The 25,498-nt window shown below is 60.3% G+C and carries 20 protein-coding genes and 1 pseudogene; 14 read left to right on the forward strand and 7 right to left on the reverse strand.

Going from position 1 to position 25,498, the window contains the following annotated elements; all coding sequences use genetic code 11:
* Nucleotides 1–165: 165 nt before the first annotated feature.
* A complete protein-coding gene (locus EK373_RS22750) occupies nt 166–831 on the reverse strand; it encodes a phytanoyl-CoA dioxygenase family protein (RefSeq protein WP_129646257.1) in 666 nt (221 codons plus the stop codon).
* Nucleotides 832–1,447: 616 nt separating this feature from the next.
* Here EK373_RS22750 and EK373_RS22755 point away from each other — a divergent pair.
* The 5 genes from EK373_RS22755 to EK373_RS22775 all read left to right on the forward strand — a co-directional run bounded on the left by EK373_RS22755 (nt 1,448) and on the right by EK373_RS22775 (nt 9,125).
* Nucleotides 1,448–2,080, forward strand: coding sequence for a TetR/AcrR family transcriptional regulator (locus EK373_RS22755; protein WP_129647333.1), 633 nt, complete (start codon nt 1,448–1,450; stop codon nt 2,078–2,080).
* A gap of 142 nt (nt 2,081–2,222) precedes the next feature.
* Complete coding sequence (locus EK373_RS22760; protein WP_129646258.1) at nt 2,223–5,270, forward strand: TonB-dependent receptor domain-containing protein; 3,048 nt, start codon at nt 2,223–2,225, stop codon at nt 5,268–5,270.
* On the forward strand, nt 5,270–7,180 hold the full coding sequence (locus tag EK373_RS22765) for a DUF3604 domain-containing protein (RefSeq protein WP_129646259.1): 1,911 nt from the start codon (nt 5,270–5,272) through the stop codon (nt 7,178–7,180). Before EK373_RS22760 ends, EK373_RS22765 begins: the two co-directional genes overlap by 1 nt.
* Nucleotides 7,181–7,217: 37 nt before the next feature.
* A complete protein-coding gene (locus EK373_RS22770; protein ID WP_198683560.1) occupies nt 7,218–8,129 on the forward strand; it encodes a peptidyl-prolyl cis-trans isomerase in 912 nt (303 codons plus the stop codon).
* 3 nt (nt 8,130–8,132) lie between these two features.
* Nucleotides 8,133–9,125 carry a HupE/UreJ family protein gene (locus EK373_RS22775; protein WP_129646261.1) on the forward strand — a complete coding sequence of 331 codons (993 nt, stop codon included), beginning with the start codon at nt 8,133–8,135 and terminating at the stop codon, nt 9,123–9,125.
* Here the strand turns inward: EK373_RS22775 and EK373_RS22780 are convergent.
* Nucleotides 9,122–10,204, reverse strand: a complete 1,083-nt coding sequence (locus tag EK373_RS22780; RefSeq protein ID WP_129646262.1) for a PepSY-associated TM helix domain-containing protein — start codon at nt 10,202–10,204, stop codon at nt 9,122–9,124. The genes EK373_RS22775 and EK373_RS22780 overlap by 4 nt on opposite strands.
* 285 nt (nt 10,205–10,489) lie before the next feature.
* Between EK373_RS22780 and EK373_RS22785 the strand changes: the two genes are divergently transcribed.
* Entirely contained in the window at nt 10,490–10,723 is a 234-nt protein-coding gene (locus EK373_RS22785; protein WP_129646263.1) for a DUF378 domain-containing protein, read from the forward strand.
* Between the two features lie 783 nt (nt 10,724–11,506).
* On the opposite strand, the gene EK373_RS22790 is transcribed toward EK373_RS22785, so the two are convergent.
* Complete coding sequence (locus tag EK373_RS22790) at nt 11,507–11,722, reverse strand: hypothetical protein (protein ID WP_129646264.1); 216 nt, start codon at nt 11,720–11,722, stop codon at nt 11,507–11,509.
* A gap of 299 nt (nt 11,723–12,021) precedes the next feature.
* On the opposite strand from EK373_RS22790, the pseudogene EK373_RS34395 reads away from it, so the two are divergent.
* From EK373_RS34395 to EK373_RS22825, 7 genes and pseudogenes are all read left to right on the forward strand, one after another.
* A pseudogene (locus EK373_RS34395) lies at nt 12,022–12,517 on the forward strand (dihydrofolate reductase family protein).
* Complete coding sequence (locus tag EK373_RS22800; protein ID WP_198683561.1) at nt 12,492–12,857, forward strand: type II toxin-antitoxin system death-on-curing family toxin; 366 nt, start codon at nt 12,492–12,494, stop codon at nt 12,855–12,857. The pseudogene EK373_RS34395 and the gene EK373_RS22800 overlap by 26 nt, the downstream one beginning before the upstream one ends.
* 367 nt (nt 12,858–13,224) lie before the next feature.
* Nucleotides 13,225–13,911, forward strand: a complete 687-nt coding sequence (locus tag EK373_RS22805; protein ID WP_407676214.1) for a phytanoyl-CoA dioxygenase family protein — start codon at nt 13,225–13,227, stop codon at nt 13,909–13,911.
* A 377-nt stretch (nt 13,912–14,288) separates the two neighbouring features.
* Nucleotides 14,289–14,717, forward strand: coding sequence for a YciI family protein (locus EK373_RS22810; RefSeq protein WP_129646267.1), 429 nt, complete (start codon nt 14,289–14,291; stop codon nt 14,715–14,717).
* Between the two features lie 24 nt (nt 14,718–14,741).
* On the forward strand, nt 14,742–15,140 hold the full coding sequence (locus tag EK373_RS22815; RefSeq protein WP_129646268.1) for a YciI family protein: 399 nt from the start codon (nt 14,742–14,744) through the stop codon (nt 15,138–15,140).
* A gap of 7 nt (nt 15,141–15,147) precedes the next feature.
* Nucleotides 15,148–16,425, forward strand: a complete 1,278-nt coding sequence (locus EK373_RS22820; protein WP_129646270.1) for an RNA polymerase sigma factor — start codon at nt 15,148–15,150, stop codon at nt 16,423–16,425.
* Between the two features lie 365 nt (nt 16,426–16,790).
* Nucleotides 16,791–17,858 (forward strand): alpha/beta hydrolase-fold protein, encoded by a 1,068-nt coding sequence (locus tag EK373_RS22825; protein ID WP_198683562.1) that lies wholly within the window; start codon nt 16,791–16,793, stop codon nt 17,856–17,858.
* A gap of 390 nt (nt 17,859–18,248) precedes the next feature.
* Here the strand turns inward: EK373_RS22825 and EK373_RS22830 are convergent, their stop codons facing one another.
* From EK373_RS22830 to EK373_RS22845, 4 genes are all read right to left on the reverse strand, one after another.
* On the reverse strand, nt 18,249–19,535 hold the full coding sequence (locus tag EK373_RS22830; protein WP_198683563.1) for a S41 family peptidase: 1,287 nt from the start codon (nt 19,533–19,535) through the stop codon (nt 18,249–18,251).
* 263 nt (nt 19,536–19,798) lie between these two features.
* Nucleotides 19,799–20,251, reverse strand: a complete 453-nt coding sequence (locus EK373_RS22835) for a hypothetical protein (RefSeq protein WP_129646275.1) — start codon at nt 20,249–20,251, stop codon at nt 19,799–19,801.
* 207 nt (nt 20,252–20,458) lie between these two features.
* Nucleotides 20,459–21,049: a DUF6624 domain-containing protein gene (locus EK373_RS22840; RefSeq protein WP_129646277.1), complete on the reverse strand. Its 591-nt coding sequence runs from the start codon at nt 21,047–21,049 to the stop codon at nt 20,459–20,461.
* Between the two features lie 537 nt (nt 21,050–21,586).
* Nucleotides 21,587–22,447 (reverse strand): WD40/YVTN/BNR-like repeat-containing protein, encoded by an 861-nt coding sequence (locus tag EK373_RS22845; protein WP_129646279.1) that lies wholly within the window; start codon nt 22,445–22,447, stop codon nt 21,587–21,589.
* A gap of 1,593 nt (nt 22,448–24,040) precedes the next feature.
* On the opposite strand from EK373_RS22845, the gene EK373_RS22850 reads away from it, so the two are divergent.
* Complete coding sequence (locus EK373_RS22850; protein WP_157994500.1) at nt 24,041–25,498, forward strand: amidohydrolase family protein; 1,458 nt, start codon at nt 24,041–24,043, stop codon at nt 25,496–25,498.

Genomic DNA, 25,498 nt, shown 5'->3' on the forward strand with positions numbered 1-25,498 from the left:
AGAATTCGTGTAGCGCTTCAGCCCGACCAATCGGCCTGGTTCCTGCAGTGCCGGGGGCGGGTACGCGTGCGGGAATCACGATACGTTCCCGAGACCCAAGATGTACTTCGCAAGATCACCGATGCGCTGAAAGGTTTCTGGACGTATCCGCGCAGCCTGGTCCGTCTACGCCCGGGCATGGCGCGGAATAAAGTGGGCTTGTATCGAACGCCGCGGCCTGGCCGAGCGGTTGGCGCCGGGGCTATGCCATGCCGATGCATTGAAGATGATCATTGACCCTGCCGGACCGCACGCGACGATTTGCTCTTCGCGAGCGTCGTTTGTCACGCCAACAGGTCCGTGCGGCGTCAAATGCGATCCTGGCACGAATCGCGTGGCGCCGTTCTCGGCATCAAAGGCATCCACCATCAAGATGCAGCCCACCAGGGGCCATCCATTGGCCCGATCCTGATACGGAACGTCCACATGATGGGCCTCCGCCGGTGCGCCGGGATGGAGCGTTCTGCCGCGCATACCGCTCAGCTTAAAGGGCTCGCCGATGATCTGACGACATGCGGCCAGCAGTGGCGGATAGATGTAGATCCCGTCGAACCCCGGCCCGCGATTTACGAAGTCATCCAGGCGCGTGGAAAATCCGTTGCGCGCAGTACGCACGTCAGCTGGATCGGCCATCCTCATCGCATGATCGAACGCACTAGATAGCCGCTCGCAGCCGCCCTGAATGACGGGCCCCGGTATGACGACAAAGCCACTATCCCGAAGTTGTCGGGTCGACTCGAGAGGCAGACACTCCGTGGCGATGCCGTCGTACCAGTCAATCGTCTTCGTCATATGGCCGCCGCAGGTGCAGTGGTTCCGAACGATCAGCAGCGTTCAGTGGATGCAGGGAGTTCCGAAGAAGGGATACGCGGTGTTCCTGCAGTATCGGTGCGGGTGCGTGTGAGCTTCCTTCGTCACCATGTCGTGGGGACTTCTATCGTGTCGATCTCCTCGGCAGTCCACCAGTGATCAAAGCAAACTTCGAGTGCGACGATTTCATCCAGCAGTGCACGGCGTATTTCTACGTCAGCTAGAGGTAGGTGCTCAAAGAGTTCGCGCACAAATGCCTCCTTACAGTTCCTCAGAATAAGCGCACGATATGCTCACGAAGTATAGCCACTCGTCGTATTGCCAATCTTCACGGCCATGGCCTCCGTCCGGCGGATTGTCATTCACACACGTGTGAGTGAATATTGACATCGGGCCAACTTGATGGCTCACTTTGGGTCACGGGCCGTAGCCGCCGCCCGCAGGGGGACGGCTCGATGCTTTGTTTCTGACTGCCGAGGATGACGGAGCCTGAACCGTGCTCGCACAGGTAAAAACCCGAGGTAAGCACCTGGCTGCGCCGAAGCGGCGTTCTGCTGGCCGCAGGCGTGTCAGTAAGGCAGACCAGCGCGCGGAAATGATGGAGCAGATCCTCGACACGGCCGAGGAGCTGTTCTCCAAGCACGGGCTGTACGGAGTCACTCTCAAGGATGTGGCCCAACGTTTGGGCGTGCACCACACGTTGATGAATTATTACTTCAAGGACAAGAAGAAGCTGTTCGACGCCGTGTTTGCACGCCGCGCTGTCGTGACCAGCACGCGTCGTATGCAGGCGCTGGACGAATACGACCTGGCGACCGGCGGCAAGCCAACCGTCGAAGGCGCATTACATGCGTTTCTCGATACCGACCTCGATCTTTATATCGAGGGTGGGGAGCACTGGAAGAATTACGGAGCGCTGGGCGCGCAAGTGGCCAACACCCCGGAGTGGGGCGCCGAGCTGATGGACAAACACTTCGATCCAGTCGTGCTGCGTCTGATCGGGCTGTTGAAGCGCGCGCTGCCGAATTGCTCCGAGCAAGATATTTTCTGGGGATATCACTTCGTAACCGGCGCGCTGCTGCTCACGCTGGCGCGCACCGGACGAATCGACAAGCTCTCTGGCGGCGCCTGCAAATCGGATGATTTCGCCGCGGTGAAAAAGCGCATGGCGAGCTTCATGGCAGCGGGTTTTCGCGAAGTGACGAAGCCAACGAGCGCCGGCGCACACTGATTTTTCGGGCTGAGCGTCGCTTCGTCGGTACAGGGGGAGGTCTCATGGGCGATGCTTGACGGCCGTTTCGGCGCTCGGACACTCACTCACGTGTGAATGAATATCAAGATCAATCATCAGCACGACCAACAGGGGGATCATCATGAAACTCGCGTTTTACGGGGCTTCGGGCCTGGCATTGCTATTCGGTGTAACCGGCGCAGGGCCGGCTCGGGCGCAGTCTGTGCCGGCAGGCGCAAATGAAGAGGGCGCACTGACTGAAATCGTCGTTACCGGTTCGTTCATCCGGGGCACTGCGGTGGACACCGCATTGCCGGTCGAAGTGTATTCGCAGGAAGACCTCGAGCTGCGCGGCGCGCCGACCGCTCTCGAATTCGCCAAGAGCCTGACGATTGCCGGGCCAACCACCGGCGAGTCCTACTATTTCGGCGGACCCACGTTGATCGGCTCGGTCAACTACAACCTGCGCGGGCTGGGCTCCGACAAGACGCTGATCCTGCTCAACGGCCGGCGCATGGACATCAACACGGCGAACATTCCATCGCTGGCGCTCGCCCGCACCGAAATTCTCAAGGACGGCGCGGCCACGATCTACGGCGCGGACGCCATTGGCGGCGTCGTGAACTTCATCACCCGCGATCGATTCGTGGGCCTCGATATGAACGCGCAGTACAAGTACGTCGATGGCTCGGACGGCGACTATTCCGCCGGCATCCTCGGCGGCTTCGGGGAAGGGCGGGTGAATCTGATCGCGTCCGTCGAGTACGAGCATCGTTCGCGACTGCACGCTCTGGATCGCGATTTCACCCGCGATTCGCTCGATCCCACCCGGGCCGGGTACAACCCCGCGCCGTGGTCGACTTTGACCAACCTCGCAGGATGGGTGCCGCGTGGCGCGTTGCCAGCTGTTCCCACCGCGACCATCGATGGTGAATTCGGTGCGCCTGTGGGTGGCATCGTGTCCGACTTCACTCGTCAGTCATGCGAAGCGGTCGGGGGCAGATACGACAACAACTTCACCTGCGCCTATAACTACATCCCCTATTACAACGTGGTTGAGGACAACGACATCTATCGGGGCTATCTACAGCTCAATGCGGATGTATCGGACAACATGAAGTTTCACGCCGATGCTTCCTACGCTCGCGTGACCTCGCCTCAGGTCTTCGCATCGCCCGCACAGCCGATGGTGCGAGGTCCTGCGATGGCGACCGGTTCGACGTTTCAGATCTACGTGCCGATCGAAAATCCTTACGCCGCGGATTTTGCGGCTCGCAACGGCATCACCGGTGCTTCGGGGTTCACGCCTGTGACTTATCGACTGTTGGGTCACGGCGGCAACTTCGCTTTCGGCGATGGCAAGGGCTTTGGCGTGCCCGATCGGATCGACAATGAGATCTGGCGCCTGTCCGCGGGTATCAACGGAACGCTGGGCGAGTGGGCGGGCGGAGCGCGGGACGTGGGTTATGACTTCGCCGTGACCTACAACCATTCGGACGCGTTCAACACTCACCCGGACACGATCGGCTATCGCCTGCAGCAGGCACTGAACGGCTTCGGCGGTCCAAACTGCCAGGCGGCCGACCTCGACCCGGCGCGCTTCGGCACACAGAATCCAGCGGCGGCCGGTCAAAATGGCTGCATGTGGTGGAATCCGTTCTCCACTTCATTCGCAGGTCAGCCGGTCCGCGGCCTGGCCAATCCGAACTACGCCGCGGGCTCGGAAAACTCACTGGAGCTGACGCGTTGGTTGTTCGATCCACGCGCCACGCGGACGATCAACGAGAACACCACAGTGGATCTGGTGTTCGATGGCATGCTGGGCGTGCAACTGCCCGGCGGTGAAGTGGGTTGGGCGGTGGGCGGTCAATATCGCGACGTAAAGAGTCGCGAAGACATTCCCGATCCGCTGTACAACGGCAGTCTTGCGTGTGAGTGGCCCGCCGAATTCACCAGCGGCAACGGCGCCGGACGGCCGAACCTGCCGGCATCGCCGTTGCCAACGAACGACCCGAACTTCCGCGGCTGTACGCCGGATAGTCCGGGGCCGTTCGTGCTGTTCGCCCCGAACCCTCCGGATACGCTGGGGCGCCATCAACAGTCTGCATTCGCCGAGTTGCGCCTGCCGGTGCTTTCCAACCTGGATTTCCAGGCTGCTGCACGTCACGAGGAATTTGAGGGTGGTCTCGGCGCCACCGTGTACAAGCTCGCGGGCAAATGGAATGTCTGGGGGCCGCTGTCGTTTCGTGGCTCGTATGGCACGAACTATCAAGCGCCGCCGCTGAGCGCCGTGCCCGGTGCCGTTACGGTTGCTGCGCGCACCTACACGGCAGCCGCTGGCAACTGGTTGGGCGCGCAGTTCATCACTGATGCGAATCTGAAGCCGGAAACGGCGACCGCCAAGAACTTCGGCGTGATCTGGCAGAGCGATGGTTTCGGGGCCGGTCATCGGTTCCAGGCGATCGTCGATTACTTCGACATCCGGACCGAGGACAAGATCGATCAGGTCGCGGATCCGAATCAGATCGCGAGCCTGGTGTTCAACGGGCCGGGCAATACGATTACGACCTGCGATCCGAGCGCGCAGCCGCTGTTGAACCGCGTGACATTCAATGCCGGATGTACCGTCGGCATGAGTGGCGTCGGCACGTTCTCATCGATATCCACTCGCTATGGCAATGGTCCCGGCCAGACCACCAACGGCTTCGATTTCCAGAGCCGGTACGATATGCCGGTGGGACCCGGCGATCTGTCGCTCGGCCTGAACGCCACGAAAATCACCGAGCTGAAGACCGGCCCTACGTTGCTCGATGGCGTGGTCGTTTCGATGGGCGACGACCGGCTGGGCAATTTGAACTTCGCCACCTTCGCGCAGGCCGCGCCTGAATGGCGCGCGAACGTCGATGCTAACTACCGATTCGATCGTCACAACGTGAGAGTCGGCGTGAACTACGTCTCGGCGGTGAAGGACGAGCGGCCCGGCGCGCAGTATGGCGAGGAGGGCGAAGACTTCATCACCGTCGATCTCACTTATCGCTTCGAGTTCAACGACGGCCTCGCGCTCTCTGCGACCGTGGCGAACGCGTTCGACCGCGATCCGCCGCCGGCTCAGGAAGAGTTCGGCTACGACCCGTGGACTGCGAATCCGCTGGGTCGCACAGCTGAGGTCGGCCTCAGGATGTCGTTCTGATGCTGGAACGTAGCGCGATACTGGCTGTCTCGTTGTTGCTCGCTTCATGCATGCAGCCGCGACAGACAGATTCGGTCGAAGCGCAGGGCGCGGCGGCGGCTGACATAACAGCCAACGCCGCGGCCTCTCCCGCGAATCCATTGCGCAATGTTTATTTCGGCGATCTGCATCTGCATACACGCAATTCATTCGACGCCTACGTTTTCAACGTGCGTGCAGATCCTGACGACGCATACGCCTATGCGAAAGGGCGGACGATCAAGCACGCCATGGGCTTCGATCTGCGCCTCACGCACGCGCCGCTGGACTTTCTCGCAGTCACCGACCACGCCGAGTACCTCGGCGTGGTTCAGGCGATCGATACGCCAGGCAGCACGTATTCCAAAGTCCCATACGCGCGCGATCTGTCCTCGAGCGAGCGTGCCGGCATCCTGGCCGCCTTCGCACGCTTTGCCGACAGTTTGAGCAGCGGCAAACGCTTGCCCGAGCTTTCAGACCTGTCCGCGACTCGATCGGCATGGCAGGAGATCCTGCGCAGCGCCGAGCGCAACAACGAACCTGGCAAGTTCACGACCTTCATCGGCTACGAGTTCACATCGATGCCGGAGGTGCGCAACCTGCATCGGAATATCATCTTCTCGAGTGATCGTGCTCCAGCGATGCCCTATTCGGCGCTCGACTCGCAGAATCCAGAGGACCTGTGGCGTTGGATGGAGCAGCGGCGCGCCGAGGGCATGGAAGCATTGTCGATTCCTCACAATGGCAACGGTTCCGATGGAACCATGTTCGAACGGACGATGTGGAATGGGCAGCCCATTGATCGCGCCTACGCGGAGCTGCGTTTGCGCAACGAGCCGTTGGTCGAGATCACACAGTCCAAGGGGCAGTCCGAGACGATGCCGCTGCTGTCACCCAACGATGAGCTTGCCGGGTTCGAACTGATGACCTCGTACATCGGCGTGAGCAAGCCGATAACGAAATTCGAGGGCGGCTATGCGCGCGATGCCCTGAAGCGAGGCATGGAGCTCGAGAGTCAGCTCGGCGCCAATCCCTACAAGTTAGGCTTCGTCGCAGGCAGCGACAGTCACAACTCCGCCGGCGCCTACGAGGAGGATCACTACTTCTCGAAGGTCGGCGCGCTGGATGGATCGCCTGACCGCCGTGGGGCCGTTCCGCCGGCTGATTATAAGAGCTGGGACGAATTCTATGCGGCGGGCAAGACCGTGCCGGTCAGTTCGACCTGGGGATCCGCAGGGCTCACTGGAATATGGGCAGAGCAGAACACGCGCGAGTCGCTGTTCGCGGCGCTCCGGCGAAAGGAAACATTTGCTACTACGGGTGCGCGCATCCGCGTCCGGCTGTTCGCGGGCTATGAGATCGAGGGAGTCAATCTCGCGACCGACGCCGGGGTTCGCAGCGCCTATATGAATGCAGTGCCGATGGGCGGCGATCTGGTCGGGAAGCCGGGGGGCGAGCCGCGGTTCGTTGTAATCGCGATGCGCGATATTCATTCGGCGCCACTTCAGCGCATCCAGATGGTCAAGGGCTGGCTCGATACCGCTGGCAAAACGCACGAGAAGGTATTCGACGTGGTCTGTTCCGATGGGGGCGCGGTCGATGCCACGACTCAGCGCTGTCCCGACAACGGCGCAACGGTAGATCTAAGCACATGCGAAATCTCGCGCGACAAAGGCGCCGGCCAACTGCAGAGCGCCTGGAGAGATCCTGAGTTCGAACCGCACCGGCACGCGTTCTACTACGCACGAGTGATCGAGAATCCGACTTGTCGCTGGTCCACGTGGGATGCGATCCGCGCCGAAGTCGCACCCAACCCAAAGCTGCCAAAGGCGATCCAGGAGCGTGCCTACACATCACCGATCTGGTTCATACCGACCGAGCATGCCGACTAACGAGTTCAGCGACCGTACTGCCAGAGGCATGAAGGCCATGTTTATGCGCGCTTTGCGTGAGCCGCTGCTGCAGTTCTTCGGCATCGCCCTCGTCTTGTTCGCGGCAAATCAGTTGATACATGGCAGCAGCGTTCAGCTCGACCATGAGCTCATCAGTATCTCGCAGGGGCGAGTGAATCAGATTGCTGAGAGCTATCGGCTGCTTGCCGGGCGCTTGCCGAGCCGGGCCGAGTTGCAGGCGCTGGTGAATGATTTCGCGGACGAGGAGATCGCCTATCGAGAGGCCATCGCGATTGGGCTCGACGCTGACGACACGATTGTCCGTCGACGCATGCGGCAAAAGCTCGAATTTCTCGCCGAAGACGCCGATGCCAGCGCAGAGCCGACGGATGAGCAACTCTCGGGCTGGCTGGCCGAACATGCCGCGGATTATCGATTGGCTGAGCGTATTTCGTTCCGACAGGTCATGGCGAGCGCTGATGTACACGGGGAGCGTATGAACGCGGAGGCGACAGCATTGCTGAACGAACTGCGCTCAGGCGCGGATGCGAGTAGGCTCGGCGATCCATCCATGTTGCCATCGACTTTGCCGCCGACGACGCAACACGGTGTGGCTGCGCTATTCGGTGAAACGTTTGCCGATGCACTGTTCGCGCATGCAGGGGAGGGTTGGTTTGGCCCACTTGTCACGCCTCTGGGCGCACACCTCCTATTGGTACTGACACGAGAACCGGCGCGCACCCCGGAGCTTGCAGAGATTCGCGGCAAACTGCGATCCGACTGGATTGAGGCGCGACGTCGGGACCAGCGCGAGCAGTTCCTTGCTCGGCTGCGTCGGCGTTACTCCGTCGCGGTCGATTGGCCGGAACTGTACGCTGCTCAGCCAGCACCCGCCGACGTACCGAAGCTCAGGCATCCGCTCGACACCATTCATACGAACGGAGAGTAGCGCATGCGTTGGCGGATGCTGGTCACGCTCGCGATCCTCGTGACTGCTTGTGCGCCGGCCTCGGCACACGAGATTCGACCTGCATTCCTGCAGATTCGCGAGATCGAGCCGTCGACCTACGATGTGCTCTGGAAGACTCCGGCGCAAGGGGACATGCGCCTGGCACTCAACGCCGTCATGCCGTCACCGTGTCGCAATCTTGGCGTGACGCGCACGACGCTCGTCAATGCCGCTGCCATCGAGCACCGGCGCATCGTCTGCGAAGGAGGAATCTCCGGCAGGCGCATAGTCTTCGAGAATCTTGCCACCACACTGACTGATGTGATCGTGCGCTTCGAGCCGATCGCGGGGGCGCCCAAGACACTGCGGGTGAATGGCGCTACGCCTTTCGTCGCTATACCCGCGCAGCAGTCCGTGAGTGAGATAGCTGGCGCATATTTCCGTTTCGGCGTCGAGCACATCTTGTTCGGATTCGATCATCTGCTGTTTGTGCTCTCTCTGCTGATGCTCGTCGATGATCGCAAGCGTCTGCTCACAGCGATTACTGGGTTCACGGTGGCGCATTCGATCACACTCGCAGGCACGACATTCGGCTGGCTACGCCTGGCAAGCGCTCCGGTGGAGGCGTGCATCGCATTGTCGATCGCTTTCTTGGCGGCGGAAATCCTCAAGACTCGCGGTGGCCGAGCCCGCTCAACGCGGCTGCGCCCGGAGATTGCAGCGTTCGGTTTCGGGCTGTTACACGGCTTTGGTTTTGCCTCGGCGTTGCATGAGATCGGCATGCCTGAGGACGCGCTGCCGTTGGTGCTTGTATCGTTCAACCTCGGCGTGGAAGCGGGACAGATCGTATTCGTGGCTGTCGTGGTGGCGATGGTGTGGCTGTGGCGAAGGTATGCGCGCCAATTGCCAGCATCCGTGTACCGAGTGTCGGCCTACCTGGTCGGGATCACAGCTAGTTTCTGGTTCATCGAGCGCAGCGTGCGGATAGCACTTTAACTTGAATGCCGTGATCCGAAGACAGCTCTGCGTCGCGCCTGAAAGCTCCAGAATCCGTAAATTGCCAGCGTTCCCAGCAGCGTCAGTGCAAGTCCGGCGAGCGTCATGACTGCTTTGTAGGCGAGGCCACCGACGCTGGATGCGTGGATGGGGTAAACAAGATTGAAAGCGCGCGTCGCAAGCGGCAACTCATGCGCATCACGCGATTCGATCAGCCGACCATTCGCAGGGTCGAACCAAAGGACCGTTCGGCCGTTCGGCAACCACTCATCCGGTTGCCGGACTCGAACTCGCACGAGTTGTCCCTCGCGTTGGGGAACACTCAGTGTTCTCAGCTCCGCGTCGACGTACGAGCTGCGAACGGCCTGTAGCATCGTGCGCCAATCGAAATGCCGATCGATCGGACCGCCTTTGACGTTGGGCGCCGCGAGCGATTCAGCGATGGTCCCCGGCGGGGACAAGGGCGCAAGCAAGAAGTCAGCGACTGGCCTCAGCGTCAACATCGCACCAGTCAACATCGCGATCAATAACAGCGGGCTCATTACTGCACCCAGATCCCGGTGATGCCGCATGATGTGCAACCGAGACCAACGGCCCGGCAGCACCCTGAAAGCAAACGTCTTACGAGTCCGCCACCACAGCAGCGCTCCGGTGAGTACGAAGCCAACTCCGATGAGCGCAAGCCCACCCGAAATCATCGAGCCGATCTCGCCCATCATCAGGTCGTGATGAAAGGCGAACAACCAAAGCTCGAGTCGCTCCCACTTCGATGTCCAGCGAACGAGGACCGTGCCGGACTGGTCCGCATAGCCGCCTCGATCCCCCGCGAACGACAGTCGGAACAATCCCAGACTACCGGTTGGAAAAATGATGCTCGTGAGTTCCAGCGTGGGATCGGCGAGCAACCGTTCAGCCCCAGCGCTCGCGACATCCATGACGAGCGGCTCCTCGGCTTGAGGTATTGTCGCCCGCAACCACGCGTCCTCATAGAGGAGCAGGGTGCCACTCAGTCCCAATGCGGCGAGCAGCAGCCCGATGCAGGCACCCGTCCAGCGGTGGATGCGATCAATCCAGATCAAGTTGGAAACTCAGTTGTTGGCGCCAGGCAGCGTGCGAAGCAGACCGATGTTCGCGGCCGCAGTATCCGATCACCTGATGCGGGGAGCGCATCGTAAGCGACCCGCGAATGACTCGCAATTCTGTGGGTGATGCTCGCACGGTGCGGGGCTTCGAGTCCGCTGCTCGAGCGACTCGCATTAACCTAAAGCAGTCCCCGACGCTGAGTGATCGAGAATCTTTGGATCCGCGGAACGACGAGGAGCGACTCGCGTTCAGTGAAGTATCACTTGGATCTGGAGCAGCTCATGAAGTCCCTCAATCTCATTACACTGATCCTCACAATCATCGGAGGAATCAACTGGGGTCTGGTTGGCCTTGCTGATTTCGATCTGGTGGCCGCCATCTTTGGTCCGGACACTGGAGCCTCGCGAACGATATATGCATTGGTCGGGTTGTCGGCTTTGTATCAGATCGCGCCTTTGCTGCGCGCCTTCCAGATCGATGAGCCGAGAGCCGAAGCGGCCGCACGGCGAGTGTGAGCTGGAATGAAATCCCGCACAATTCTGCTCGCCCTCGTGGCGCTGGCATTCGCAGCCTGCGCCAGAGAGCCTGGCAACTCCGATGGAAACGGCCCGGGCAATGCGGACGGAGCGGGCGGGCGTCAGGATCCGCCCACGGCGCCGGCGACACAGGGAGCGGATCAAGACAAGTCCGCGCCTTCAACCGCTGATGAGGCGCAGCGGCAAGAGTAGTCATCGCAGTTCAGAGCGGCTACGGCATCGCTGCTCGGAGCCGGCCTGGGATGGCGAAATCACTCGCCAGGTCTGGCGCGCTTAGCCGCGAGTAGTGCAGCGATTGCCAGCACTCCGAAGATGAAAGCCAGTACCTTGGCGATCTCAAACGTCGCTTCGCTCAAAGTGGTGAAGGCGAGTAACGCAGTGCTGACTGCAACGAGCAAGAAGGCGATCGTCCACGTCCCCACAGCAACTCTCCATCTAGGAAGGTGTACTACCAGGTTGTACTGGGAATCCACTGAGCACGGCTCAACTGGCGATGTGCCATTGTTGAAGGAGCACTTCGCGTACTCTGCCGGCGCTCCTCGGTTCCTCTTCGAATCGATACACGGACGACGCGACAAGAACGTTCCACATGGACGCCCCGTCGATTGCTTAACTGATGTCTCGGCGCCGTTTGTCGCGCCGCTCCCGAGACATAATGTAATGATTGATGGCGCGGCGGACATTCGCCTGGCGCACAGGCTTTGATCAATCTGTCGTGTGCCGCGGGGAGAACTATGGGCGACCTGCAGAGGCCAGTTGCGGCTACTTGCTGTCTGCTTGAGGAAGCGCCCGCTCGATCCAGATCGGCCGACGTCCCGATCGTTTGGGCTGTCTCTGGTCCTTCAGAAACCCTTTGCTCGGCTGGAACTCGATTGCGTTGACGCGGCGTTCGAGCGCTTCGGACACCGATGCATCCTGCTCGAAGCGCGGTCGAGAGTCGGGTTGTTTGCGGAACAGCTTGAAGACGATGGGGCGCATTTCTGTGGGATCGAAGTGCCAGTAGCTAAACGTAGTCGTGAGAAGACACGGCCGGTTCGAGGGTAAGATACGCGCCGTCAACGGCGGGAGAAGTGCGGCGATGACGCTTGGTCTTCTCAGACAGCTCCCGATTCAAGAATACGGTGAACCCCTGAGGCTGGCGTCAGGCGCAGCTTTTTAGATCTAGCCAATGAGTAACACCGTCGTCTCTCGCCCCGGCACCGAGACCGGCTAACAAATCCTTGGAGCCAGTGCGTGCAAAGCAGGCCTCAGGGAGTCGGCGAGCCTGACCCGAGGGAATCGCCGCCGACGAGACGCACGACTTCTTCGCGCGCCTCATGGACGAGAGTGGGGCGATGCTATGGGGCCGCAGCAACTAAGAGATGATGAAGAGCTACTGGCCGACGGTCGCCCGCGGCGATGTCGAGGCGCCCCGACGGTGCGGAAATGGGCGGTGAAGTTGCAAAATCAAGCCAAGGCACGCCGTGTCGTCGACGGGAACGGACTTCCCGTGGACCAACAGCCACCACATCGCCGGCGACTTGCGTGCTCTGGCGTTCAATAGTTCAAGGGCGCGACACCCGACGGTGTGCTCTCCTCGTAGCGGCAAACGCGCGACCGAGCTGGATCGGTTGGATCTGATCGACGACAAGTTCCTCGCTCACCCCGGATCGCCGGCCATCCGACTCTGTGGCAGAGCGGGCTGCCAAACACGCGATGGCGAAGTCGCTCGGCAATGGCGCGGTCGCGATGCACTACCGGCGCGCGCGTGGCCAACGCCCCAGGCCACGATGAGCAAAATCAAAGGCTTAGACAGAGATTGCCCGGCGTACGGGACGCCTCGCTGCTTCAGTCTGCTCTGGGAAGGCCACTGAATCATATCGCGTACGCCAGCTCGGACATTATTGAACTTGCCGCCAAGTACACGGCAGGCATCGTACCGAATCATCCGTTCGTTGATGGCAACAAACGCAGCGGCTTTGTGATCGGTGTGCTGTTTCTCGAGCTCAATGGTTATCGGTTCATGGCCAGCGAGGAAGCCGCCGCACAAGCCATCCTTGAGCTGGCGGCCGGCACTGTTGATGAAGCCGGCTTCTGTGAGTTTCTTCGCGCCAATGCGCGCCGACGCAAATAACAAGATCGCTGCGGTTATTGGCTCAGATTGGAACGGACCGCGTTCTCTCGACTTGCGTTGCATATTCCGGCCAAAGTGAGCACCGATTCCAGCCCATCGTGAACGGCCCCATCCAGCGGATCTCATCCCGTGCAAAACCTATTCGGGATTTCATGATTACGGTTGGCTTGAGCGTTCACGATGGGCTGGAATCTGTGATCACGTTTCCGTGGAAACCTTGGAGCGAACAGATGCAGCGTCAATCCCTTAGGCAGCTTTCGCGTCTGTGGTTGTCTCATGAAGCGGGGAAAGAAACAGGAGCGAGGCATTGTCTCCGCAGATCCATCACAGTGGGTTCCAAACCAGGTTAGCCGCCATCGAAACAACCGTGAGTCAACTGAGCAGCATTGAGCGCGACGGATTCGCGACAGCGTCTGGCGTTCTGGATGAGCGCACTCGGCTCGATCTCATTCGGGATGTGGAAGAGCTGCTGATTGAATCTCCGGCTGGCGTCCGCGGGCTTGCCGCCAAAGCGCCGAGCGTCGCTGCGCTAGCCTTGTCGGCTGCCGTTCGCTCTCTGGTCGAGCCCGTGCTCGGTTCGCAAGCCAGATTGGTCCGCTCGATCCTCTTCAACAAGAGTTTGGATGCCAATTGGCAGGTGGCGTGGCATCAAGACTTGACCATTGCGGTTGCAAGTCAGGAGGAAGCCGAAGGCTACTCATCCTGGTCGGTGAAAGAAGGCGTCGTGCATGTCCAGCCGCCGGTGCAGGTTCTCGAGCAAATGCTGAGCGTACGGCTACATCTTGATCCGGCCGACGCTACGAATGGAGCCTTGTGGGTGTCTCCTGCTTCACATCGTTTAGGTCGGCTGCCAGCCGGAGAGGCGGCGAGCGTGGCTGAGCGCAGCGGCAAGCAACTGTGTGTGGTGCAGGCCGGAGATGCGTTGTTGTTCCGGCCACTCATTCTTCATGCGTCGCGAAAGGCCATATCGCTCAAGCCTCGGCGAGTGATTCAGCTGGAGTTCGCTGGTGTGTCGTTGCCAGAGTCACTTGCGTGGGCTGAGGCTATCTCTTAAGAAGTCATGGCGATCAGTGCGCGGTGCTCGTCCCGTTGATCAATACGGCGGGCGGGCGGATGGGAGGGCGCTGGCGTAAGCGACGGCATCGCCAGGCATCGTGTCCCGCTCCGGGCGCGGCAAATGCGTCTGTTTGATAGGGATCCGGCTACGCAGAAATTCTCAAAATCCTCGAGCGAGGTACTGCTCGCGTAACAGAGTCGACCGGCTTCCTGTTCGTGTTCGTGGGGCCGAGCGTGGCCCGGGCATTCCATGCAAAAAAGGCGCACGGGATGTCGATCGGACCGGAAATCATTCGTCGTGTTCGAGCAGACCGGCACCAAGCCCCTCGGGCACTCGGCAAGCCGGTCCGACAGTGCAACTACAGGAGACCGAAGATGCGATTTCTGATTACAGCCACCTCTGATCCGCAAGCGCCGGCATCCGATCAGCCCCTCGACGACGAGATCTTCAGTGCGTACATGCGGTTCAACGAGGAAATGCACCGGGCAGGGGTGCTCGTTGCCTCGGAAGGGCTGAATCCGGCCCGCAAAGGCGCACGCGTTGGCGTGTCGAAGGGCAAGCGCACCGTCCTCGATGGTCCCTTTGTGGAGTCCAAGGAGTTGATCGGCGGCTTCTATCTGATCGAGGTACCCTCGCTCGAGGAAGCTACGCAGTGGGCGCTTCGCTGCCCGGTCGGCCTGGGCTCCGCCGATGTGCTCACGATCCACCCCATGACGGAGCCCTCCGATATCCCGCCTCAGTACCTCGAGTTGATCCGTAAAGCGGCTCCCACATGGAGCGAAGCTTTCAGAGGGAAGCGTTGAACTGCTGCCTCCCGGAGGTGCGCTATGCGAGTCATCGTGATGGTGAAGGCGACGAGGAACTCCGAGGCCGGCCTCATGCCGGCAGAGGAACTACAGGGCGCGATGAGCCAGTTCAACCAGGAGCTGGTAAGGGCCGGGATCCTGCTCGCCGGAGATTCCCTTCAGCCCAGCAGCCAGGGCAAACGGGTGCGTTTCTCGGGGGGAAAACGGCTCGTGATCGATGGCCCTTTCGTGCAGACCAAGGAGCTCGTGGCCGGTTACTGGGTCTGGCAGGTGAAGTCGATGCATGAGGCGCTCGAGTGGATCAGGCGCTGCCCGGACCCTATACCGGGAGAGGACGCAGAGATCGAGATCCGTCCCGTGTTGCACGCCGAGGATCTCGCAAAGACGCGTTCGCCGGCTCGCAGCACTGATAAGGTGTAACCATCAAATGGGGGAGACACCCACGAAAGAGACCATTGAAGCGGTCTGGCGGATAGAGGCTGCTCGGCTGCTCGGTGGTCTGGTTCGCGTAGTGCGCGACGTGAGCCTTGCCGAGGATCTCGCTCAGGAAGCGCTGCTCACGGCGCTCGAGCGTTGGCCGCACACCGGCGTTCCGAACAATCCCGGTGCGTGGCTGATGGCGACTGCAAAGAACCGCGCCATCGACCAACTCCGCCGCCGTGGGATGTTGGATCGGACACATGAGAGCATCCAAAGAGATGCGGCAATCGGCGCATCGACAGAACATCCTGAAAACGAAACGAACATGGACGAGGACGTTGACGACGAGCTCATGCGCCTCATTCTGATCGCGTGTCATCCGGTGCTTTCGAAGCAAGCGCGAGTGGCGCTCACGCTGCGTCTTCTCGGAGGACTCACGACCGATGAGATTGCCCGGGCGTTTCTCGTGCCGGAAACGACCATCGCGCAACGTATCGTTCGCGCGAAGCGGACTCTGGCGGAGGCCCGCGTGCCTTTTGAAATTCCGCGCGGTGACGACCTTGCTGACCGCTTGCCCTCAGTGTTCGAAGTGATCTATCTCATCTTCAACGAGGGCTACGCAGCTTCCCGGGGTGAAGACTGGATGCGCATGGAGCTCTGCGAAGAAGCCCTGCGGCTAGGACGGATTCTCGCCGAGCGGATACCAGACAATGCCGAGGTTCACGGACTCGTGGCACTGATGGAGTTACATTCCTCACGCGCTCGCGCGCGCATCGGTCCGTCTGGGGAGCCGATCCTCCTTCTCAATCAGGATCGCTCCCGTTGGGACCAGCTTCTGGTGCATCGGGGTCTCGCTGCGCTCGCTCGTGCCGAAGCGCTCGCCAGTCCGCTTGGCCCCTACGCGCTACAGGCGTCGATCGCTGCGTGCCACGCGCAAGCTCGTACGGCCGACGAGACGGACTGGAAAAGAATCGTCGCGCTCTATGACGCGTTAGTCCAAATCACGCAATCGCCTCTTGTCGAGTTAAATCGCGCCATCGCGGTAGGTATGGCCTTCGGCCCGACGGCGGGGCTCGAGCTGATAGATGCTCTGATGGACGAGCCGGCTCTACGGCAGTACCACCTGTTGCCGAGTGTACGCGGCGATCTGCTGAGCAAGCTCGGGCGTGCAAAGGAGGCTCACACGGAGTTCGAGCGCGCAGCAGCCATGGCTCAGAATGTGCGCGAGCGGGAGTTGCTTGTGGCGCGGGCCAAGGCGTGCGCTGGCGAGCGGGGCGGGCCGTGAACTTCGTGGTATCGAACTTTGTCGCAAGTCGCGGCATCCAGAGGTCTCGATCGGGTCCATCAGTCTCCGTCTCTAGCCCTGATCCGGGGCCGCGTCCGATAGAACGGCCAACATAGCGCCCGTATCAGCTCGCAGGACTGAATTGCTCCGCGTCTGCGGGCTCGCGTACGATGGACTGACTTACGATCCGCCAGTACACGAGCTACGGAATCAGCGCTATGAAAGGAGTCTTTTCGCATACTTCCCAACACGCTCGCTGTGTAAGTCTGCTGCTCTGCTGTGCTCTGCTTTTCGCCGCCTCTCCTGCTTTGGCCGAAGGCACGGACGGCATCAGGATCGGGACCCGCAGAGTAGTGGAGTCACGAGTGCTGAAGGAGGGCAGGACGGTCCACATCTATTTGCCCGAGAGCTATCCGCAGAGCCGCGGTTACCGTCGATATCCCGTCTTGTACGTCAGAGACGGCGGCAAGTTCTTTCACTCGTTCACTGGCGCTGTGCAACACCTGACCTCGGACGCCACGCCTCATGTGCCGGAGATCATCGTGGTGGCGATCGTCGAGACCGACAGGGTCCGAGATTCATCGTCGACGCGTTCATTGCAAGGCTTTACGGGGAAGACGGACGAGGGCTTCAAAAGCAGTGGCGGTGGCGAGAATTTCCGGCAGTTCCTCCAGCATGAGCTCGTGCCGTACATCGACAACGAGTTCAGTACCTCCTCGTATCGGATCTATTGCGGCTATTCGTTCACCGGGCTGAGCGTGATCGATGAGTTCCTCGACGTGGACACCATTTTCTTGATGATCGATCCTAGCTGGTGGTGGGATGACTACGTGATGGAAAGACGGGCTGCCGTGGCGCTGCCAGGCCGCAAGTTCAACCGCGTTCAGCTGTTCATGGCCGCGACGGGCGAGTCGTACCCGGAGAAGTATTTCATCAAGGCGAGAGACATAAGCTCGTTGGCCGAGGTGTTGCAACGGACGAATCCCGCCGGGCTCGAGTGGAAATTGAAGCGCTATGCGGACGAGTCGCACCACTCCATGGCGCTGCGCGCCTTGCACGACGGTCTCACATATTTCTTTCGTGGCTATCAACCCTCGCTGCACGAGTTGTACATGGAGCCGGAGAAACTCAGGTCGCGTTACGAATCGCTATCAGCGAGGCTCGGTGAGCGGGTGTCCCTGCGGGAGGACTTGTTGAGATTCTTTGGGGAGCAGTTTCTGCGCAACTTCAAGGAGCCCGATCAGGCGATCCGCTATTTCGAGATGGCTGCCGACGCTTACCCGGGATCATGGGCGGCCTGGGACGACTTGGGTGACGCGTATATGGCGAAAGGGGACAAGCTCGAGGCGGTCAAACTATATGAAAAATCTCTGCTGCTGAATCCTCAGAACGAGAACGCGAACAAGATGTTGAAGTCGCTGCGTGCCGAGTAACGAGGAGGTGAGGCCGGCAGCCGTCCGATCATGTAGCGCGTGGCACGTGTTGGTTGCTTTTTGACGACACAAATCCCACGAGAACTGCGTGGAAGGCTCCTTCGACTACAGCAACGACGATTAGCGCTGCAGCCATATCAGTATTGCCACCGATAAAGCATATGAACGCAGCGGTTGAAACCAGTCCAAGCCCGATAGCGAGACCTTTCCAAGTAAAAACACGGTTCATTTGGCGCTCCTTCGACCAAACAAATGATTTCGGTGGTCGACCCGAAGATTGTACCTGCAATCTGTTACAGGCGCAGGGTATCGCTGCGACGGGTTGTGGGGGGGGCTGCGCTTCCGATACGAGTGCGCGTCCGCTGACTACGGGAAGTCTGCTTTCGCCAATTAGTGACCGCTGCGCGCGCGTTTCAGCGCTTCATCAAGAGCATCTGCGGCCGGCACCTTGACGTCGGGCTCGACTCCGGTGCTCTCCCAGTTCGTCTTGGTGATCGGGTTGATAAACCGCCCGAATGGCACGCGGATGAAGAAGTGATCGTCAATTCGGTGCGGAGCTACGGTGTGGGCGCCGCCGCCCGTCGTCTCACCGATCAGGGTCGCACGCTTGAGGCTCTTCAGGTCGTAGCTGAACACTTCACCCGCGGAAAACGTTCTATTGGATATGAGCACAAAAACATTCTTGCCAGCCTTCTTCTTTCCCGGCACGTAGGGAAACGTCCAGAACTGCTCGGTGATGTTTTGGTTGCGGTCGTAGAGGTCGTCGAGGTGCACCAGCTCGTCGAATAGATAGCTTGAGATCAGGGCCGCCATGCGCGGCGCTCCACCGCCGTTGTCCCGCAGGTCGATAATGATGGAATCGCTGTCGGCGAGGAAGGTCATGGCAGCGACCGCGGTCGATCCGCAATTGTCAGGCTCCTCAAAGCCATTCAATTTCAGATAACCGATATTCGGAGGATGGTGCTCAGCCTTCGCGAAACCGCAGTTGGTGGCAGCGAGCCGAGCAGGGTCGGGGCGGGGACGAGTGGTTGGCTCTGCGGGGGGCATGCTCTTGGCGAAGAAATCCACCGTAACGTGCTTGTCGCCGGTGAACGTGCGCAGGTCGTCGGTGAGCCGGATAGCGAAAATCTGACCATCCGTGATGTCTCGATAAGCGTCCTGCTTCTGCTGCGTTCTGAGTTTCTCCGCTGTCGTTCTCCCCACATCCGGAAACAGGTAGAACTGAGCCAGCAGTTTGGCTGCCCCGTCAATCACACGGCTGCGCTCCGCTTCATCCAAAACGACCTCCCCTGCGTTGGCGCCAGTGGGAGCGAGCTTCAATAGGCGGATATGATCTGCGTCGCTCGACCGAACTACGAGGCTGCCGAGAGTCTGTGCCGAACTCGCTCTCTCCTTGACCCGGAAAACGATCCATAACTTGTCGCCTTTATCGATAGTCACTAGATCGTAACCGCCGGTGCGCGCGCGCTGTTTCATCTCTTGGTCAAGACTCAACCACGGAGCATGGGCCTTCTGGAAGGATTGGAATGTTGCCCTATCGCCGCTGTTGAACGCGTCGAGCCACGCGGCCAACGCGTGTCCGGCCGGCGTATCTGGAATGATCGGCGCAGGTGCAGCGGCGAGCGCCAGGCCCGGCGCGATAGAGAACAGCGCTCCAAGGAATCGACCAATCGTCATGGCACCCTCTGCACGGTATTGGCTCGATATCGCTACTCTGCTGCAGCTCCCTATACCAGACATTCTCGAACGACTGCAAAGGGGCGAGGCCTGTCGCTGGACTCTGCCCGTTCAAGCAGAGCTGGCGGCCTCAGCAGCCCTCAGTGGAAGTTCCGTGACGCGCTACACGCGTTCCTGCAGTCTCGGTGTGCATACGCGTGCGGCGATGTCGGAGCGTTGAGAACGGTGGCGCCTTGCCGATAACAGCCTGCTCGATCGAGAGCTTAGAGCTCATATCGCAGCCCCGCGCTTGCCTGAACTCCCTTTGCGTCGAACAGCGACCAAACCACACCCCAGGAGAAGCGCTCCTGCCCAGACTCGAAGGTACGGCCCAACTGCTTCGCCAGTTGCTTGCGGATAAAAGAGATTTCCTGGTCTATGGTCTCGCGCGTGGGCCAGCCATCTTCGAGCACTGCGTTGGGCAACGAAACTCCGAATTGCATTGCCGTCAGATGATCGAGATGAAAGCAAAGCCCAAGCGCACAAGGTTGCATACCAAAGGAGGTGCCCTGGAAGTACAGCCATTCATAGCCGTACCCGTGATCGGTGTTTGAGCGATGGAACTGCGACAAGTGGGCCACGGCGACGTCCTTTCTCAGGCCCTTTGCCAAAACCAAAGGACACCCAGCAATACGGATCGAGCCATCACTGGAGCTGATAGTGAGAGCGGCCGTCATGAGCGTTGGCCTAATAGGTATCACACGATATTCGTGCCCAGGCATTCTCCATCATAGAGGGAGAAAGGGTGAGCGCGCGGTAGCTTTAAGTGAATGCAGATGATTCCGAAGAAGGGGTTTGCGATGTTCCTGCGCTGCCCGTGCGCCGGCGGGTGAGATAGTGCGGTTGAGGATTCGTCAGACGGTTGGCTCCGGGCAGGCGCGGGCTCACTCAGAGGCGTCCGAAGAACCCGGCGTCCGAGATGTTGGCGAGCCGTACATCACGCGAAGGATGCATGCGTAGCTCGCAAGCGTGCCGAGCCCCGCCGCTCGCCGGCGTTTGTCGACATTCGCTTCATCCTCCATCGGTGCGGGTTTCAGCTCGCCATCGCGCATTACGAAATTGGTGCCGTATCGCTGTGGCTTGCCTCGGGCGCTCAGAAGATCGTCCGTAAGCAAGGCGACTTGATCGCTGCCGACTTCGCCGCGACGCACGTGCTCCTTGGTCAGCTTCAGCACATTCTCCTGGAAATCCGGATCTCCTGCAGCGTGTACCGTCAGCAGCCATGCCGCACCGACTCCATCGAGCCCGACCATCTCGGCAGTGGGGAAACCGTCCTGCGTGACGATGTGTTTCAGCCGCTTGAGGTTGGCGGAGTCCACCTCACGCATGCGCACTGACTCCGGCCCGCTTGGATTGATGCGGAGTCCGGAAGAAGTCAGAAACATTCTCGCCTCCTGATCCTGCTTTTCCATCAGCAGCAGATACTCGCGAAGAGCGGGCCTGGTCGGCGGTGCGTGCACCCTCGGAGTCTTCATCCGCGACCGCAGCTCCGCGGCTTCGCGCACCGCCTCTGGACAGATCGCGTCAATTTCTGCGCTAAAGGTCGCCGCGACCGTGGAAGAGGTGGATGGGAACTGGCTCCACGCAGGTACAGCGAGCAACGCCAGCACCAAACACCCGGTCCGAGCCGTTGCACGGGAAGGGGTGAAACACCGCCTGTCCGTTGTCATGAGCAGGTTCTGATGTGTGGCGGGCATTCGCAAGCCTCTGCAGACGCCAAAGTGTATCCGGACTGCTGCCGCGCTTCATGCGCCACTGCCCTCCAAATACCTTGTCTTCCTCTGCCTTTGCAATGGCGGCCAGGAGCCCACTGTCGATCTCGCCGTTCTCGCTTGCTCGTCATCAGCGAGAGCTTCAGTGATTTCATCAATGCAATCGGCCGTGGCTGCCACATCGACATTGAGAGATGGCCGAGAGGCTCAAGGCGACGGCTACTGGTGACGATGTTCCGACAAGCCCCGTGTCGTTCAACGACGGCAGCGTACCTGCACCGCAAGGATTGGCCCACCGATCTACGGTGACGATAGGACACGCCCTCGCTTGTATTGGAAATGTAATGGCAACGTCATGACGCGCCAATGGTCTTGCTCACGGTCGAACCGTCGAACCGTGATCGAGTCATTGGCGGCACGCGTATGAAGCTCCCAATCGGTGCTGTCAAAGCCGCAGTCGTGATGCGCTGCTGGTGTCTCCACCGGCAGCCGCTTGCGCGTTTCGCGTCGAACCATACTCCAGGTCACGCCGCCGTCGTCAGATGCGAGCGTCGCAATCTCCTCCCGGGTGTCGTCGATCGACGTAGATTCGCCCTCATACGCAAGCTCGATCTCACCATTCAGCGCGCTTGTAAAGGTCATGCTCAGAGGAAAACCGTCTGGTAAAGCGTGGCCTTGCGATCGTTGAACTTCAGTGAGCTGACGCCAGGTTTTTCCTCCATCCGTGGAACCGAAAAGCAGTACGGTGCCGGGTCCTTCGACGCTCCACAGCGCCAGCGCCCAACCGTGCTGGTGGTCCGAGAAGGCGACATGGGTCAACTCGCTGCCGAGTACGGGCGACATCACCTCATGCCAGCTCTTGCCGCCATCGATAGTCCGCAGCAGAAACGAGCGGATCGTGCCGGCGGCAACGCCTACGCCTCCGAAGAGAAACGCGACGTTGCTATCGAGCGCGCACAATCCGCTCACGTTTAGATCCACGCCGTTTTCGTCCGCCTGTTCGGACATCCAGCCAATGCCATCGAGATCGAAGTTGTCGGTCTGGAACTCTATGGCGGGTGCCGAGGATTCGGGAGCGGGGCGCTTGCACGCAGCCGAGGTCATCGTTAGGAAAGCTATGGCAGCGGCGCAGAAAGTCAAAGACAGCCTTTTGCTGAACAAGCGCACTTCCTTGCCTTTTGGGCGCTCAATTGTGCATCCGAAGGTACACGGAAGGCGAGATGCTTCCAACTATTCGGAGTGTGCGTGAGATGATCTAGACTGCCCAAGGTTCCACAAAAACGCGCCGGGCGCCTTCTATACGACCGGAGAGTGCCTCGCGTGCACGATACCTGAAGCAGAAGCCCCCTCGCTTCTTGCCGAGATCAACGACGAGAATGCAGACATCTATTTCATACGTCAGCCGGAAACACCTGACGAAGTGGAGCAGGCGTGCCGAGCTGCGTTCGTCTGTTGTGTTTCGGCCATCCGATATGGTGGTCATGACCCCATCATCATCCGCCGTCTGGGAAATCGAGATGACCATTGTGACCACCTCCTTTCGGGAGGGCCAGTACTTGCGCCTGAGGACAACAACATGCGGTGGATGGCGGTGATCAGCGAGCCCCGCCTTTGGTGGATCCTTTGGCGGAGATTATGGAAGTGATGCTCGAACACGCGTGCGAACAACTGAGCCGCGAGTTCGCCTCATGTCCGGCGCGGATCGATACAGGGTCCACGCGCAGAAGATTCCGAATGTTGCCAGGGCAGCAATCCATCTGACTATAGCCATGCGGCGCGCGGCGAAGTCGGCGAGAGTCGCTGTCTAATCCTGGCAGTTTTCGTGAGAATCAAACAGGCCGGATTCATTGTCCGTATCGAGCGCTCGCAACCCTAGACGTTGAAGAATCCGCCGTTCCTGCAGTGCCTATGCGGGTACGTGTGAGATAAACCCGGTGCGGCGCCAGCGCGCGTGATGTTATGGCGGTAGCTCGGAAAATTGGAATGTGTAACTGAGTTCGTTCTCCGTATTGGCGGGCGGAGCAAACCGAATGACCTGAAGTCTCGCCGCGAGTTTTTTAAGAAATCCGCGTCCACAATCTTTTCTGTTGTGCTCGACACATCGTGCGCATACCCGTCGGCCCCGACCTTGAACATGATGACGACGTCAAACTTATCGTCTGGAAATGAGCGCAGATGCCGCGTGTATAGCGAGTTAAACGCGCCGGCGTAGTGGTCCAACACGCAGCTCGCGTAGGCGGAATAGGTTTCAGCGCTGGTATCGGGCGACGGCGTTTCTGGTGTACACGATTCCGCGCGGGGTACCCGGCTGGTAATGATGATCCGTTCCTGGCTTGCGGCGAGCGCTGAGAACACGCAGAACGTCGCCAACAACACGGGCACTGAAGTTCGATGACGCAACGTTAACTCCTCGCCGACGTGGTAAGACAATCGGCGCAACGCTACCGGTACTGTTTGGCTTTCGCAATTCCTATCCGATCTCATGTTGAGGATCGATACATCGCTGCCGATCAGATCGGCGGCGCACGGCCTGCACAGCAGCCATTAGCCGGCTGCCGATAACTCCGAGGAAGCGCTACACGCGGTTCCTGCAGTCTCGGTTCGATTCCCACGCGCCCGCCTGCAACTTGATTGACGAGCCACGCTCGTCGTCACCCGGGCTCGTGCTGTCTCGTACGCCCGCTAGCAACCTTTTTCCATACACTTGCGTCTGAATGCGATCGTCGCCACCGAAAGGAGGTCGTTATGACTCGATTGATCGCTCTCGCCGCAACGGCGGGCGCTTGTTTCGGGCTGACTGCCTGCGCAACGCATGCTCCTTCCTCGGGCCTCATCATCTCAAATGTGACCGTGGTTTCACCCGAGCGTGCTCAGCCTCTGGAGCACGTCTATGTGCGCATCCTTGACGGTCGAATTTCGGAATTGAGCACGCGGCCGCTGCGCGGTGCCCCGCAGATCGACGGGACGGATCGTTACCTCATTCCCGGTCTTATCGATAGCCACGTGCATTTGGCGGTGCCGCCAGGTTTCCCGTCGCCGATGACGGCTCAGCAGGCCGCTGCGCACCCCGAGACTGTCGCCGCTGCCCTCGAGCAAGATCCCAGAAGCTATCTCTTCTTCGGCTTCACGACAGTGGTCGATCTCGTCGGGAGTGCTGAGCGGACCAGGCAATGGAACGCACGCGAGGTGCGCCCGGACGCTTATTTCTGCGGCGCGGCGGCGATCATCGACGGCGAGATTCGATACATTCACTTTCCTTACTTTTCATACGACGTCCCTATGGAGCGGCGAATTCCGCCTGTGGTCGACCCTGCCGGGCATACGCCCGAAGCGGTCGTCGCCCACATGGCTACCGATGGCGCGATCTGTGTAAAAACAATCTATGAGAGAGGTTTCACGCCTACCGTGGAGGAAGTTCGGGCGTTGGTCACTGCGGCTCATGCGCGCGATATGCCTGTGTTTATCCATGCCAATCGGAAGCGGGCTCAAGCGTTCGCCGTGGCCGCCGGCGTAGACGTGATCGCGCACGGAATGTGGCGCGATCCAGGAGAGGATGCGGCGCTGGATGCTGAAGCGCGCGAGGTCCTGGCCGCGATCGTTCGCGATGGCACCGGCTACCAGCCGACCACGCAGGTGATCGCCGGTCTGCTCGATATGCTTAGTACTGACTATCTCGCACGGCCAGATGTGGCTGATGCCTATCCGGTCGCGCTCATTGACGTGTATGCGAGACAGGGCGCAGTCGGTGCGCCCGAACGTATCAGGAGCGCGGACCTTGAGCTGCAAGCCAGATTGCGTGGGACTATCGGCCGAGCGACGGAGGTGACGCGCATCCTAGCCGAGGCGGACGCGCATCTGCTGTTCGGGTCGGACACCCCGAGTGACTTGATCTACACCAATCCGCCAGGCCTCAACGGACGGCTGGAGATGAACAACTGGGTGGCCGCCGGCGTCTCCGAGAAGCAGTTGTTCCGCGCGTTGACGATCGACAACGCGCGCCTGCTTCGTCTCGAACGCCAACTGGGTACAGTGGAGCCGGGTAAGGTCGCCAACCTGCTCTTGCTGCGCGCCGATCCGCTGCAGAGTGTGGAGGCTTACGACACGATCGAAACGGTGTTCCTCCACGGCCGGCCGATCCCGCGCGCCGTGTTGTCGGCGCGCAAGGCACCCGCAGTCGAGGCCAGCACGGCCTCCGCCGATGGGAACAATTAG

The organism is Peristeroidobacter agariperforans, from assembly GCF_004138335.1.
In the GTDB taxonomy this organism is placed as follows: Bacteria; Pseudomonadota; Gammaproteobacteria; order Steroidobacterales; family Steroidobacteraceae; genus Steroidobacter; species Steroidobacter agariperforans.

Excerpts from the sequence above, each read along its gene's own strand:
- EK373_RS22810 (WP_129646267.1), top strand. The coding sequence starts at position 14,289 with ATGCGATTTCTGATTACAGCCACCTCTGATCCGCAAGCGCCGGCATCC.
- EK373_RS22835 (WP_129646275.1), bottom strand. The coding sequence starts at position 20,251 with ATGACGGCCGCTCTCACTATCAGCTCCAGTGATGGCTCGATCCGTATT.
- EK373_RS22765 (WP_129646259.1), top strand. The coding sequence starts at position 5,270 with ATGCTGGAACGTAGCGCGATACTGGCTGTCTCGTTGTTGCTCGCTTCA.
- EK373_RS22755 (WP_129647333.1), top strand. The coding sequence starts at position 1,448 with ATGGAGCAGATCCTCGACACGGCCGAGGAGCTGTTCTCCAAGCACGGG.
- EK373_RS22770 (WP_198683560.1), top strand. The coding sequence starts at position 7,218 with ATGTTTATGCGCGCTTTGCGTGAGCCGCTGCTGCAGTTCTTCGGCATC.
- EK373_RS22750 (WP_129646257.1), bottom strand. The coding sequence starts at position 831 with ATGACGAAGACGATTGACTGGTACGACGGCATCGCCACGGAGTGTCTG.
- EK373_RS22815 (WP_129646268.1), top strand. The coding sequence starts at position 14,742 with ATGCGAGTCATCGTGATGGTGAAGGCGACGAGGAACTCCGAGGCCGGC.
- EK373_RS22760 (WP_129646258.1), top strand. The coding sequence starts at position 2,223 with ATGAAACTCGCGTTTTACGGGGCTTCGGGCCTGGCATTGCTATTCGGT.
- EK373_RS22840 (WP_129646277.1), bottom strand. The coding sequence starts at position 21,049 with ATGAAGACTCCGAGGGTGCACGCACCGCCGACCAGGCCCGCTCTTCGC.
- EK373_RS22820 (WP_129646270.1), top strand. The coding sequence starts at position 15,148 with ATGGGGGAGACACCCACGAAAGAGACCATTGAAGCGGTCTGGCGGATA.
- EK373_RS22830 (WP_198683563.1), bottom strand. The coding sequence starts at position 19,535 with ATGACGATTGGTCGATTCCTTGGAGCGCTGTTCTCTATCGCGCCGGGC.
- EK373_RS22785 (WP_129646263.1), top strand. The coding sequence starts at position 10,490 with ATGAAGTCCCTCAATCTCATTACACTGATCCTCACAATCATCGGAGGA.
- EK373_RS22775 (WP_129646261.1), top strand. The coding sequence starts at position 8,133 with ATGCGTTGGCGGATGCTGGTCACGCTCGCGATCCTCGTGACTGCTTGT.
- EK373_RS22790 (WP_129646264.1), bottom strand. The coding sequence starts at position 11,722 with ATGCGCCCCATCGTCTTCAAGCTGTTCCGCAAACAACCCGACTCTCGA.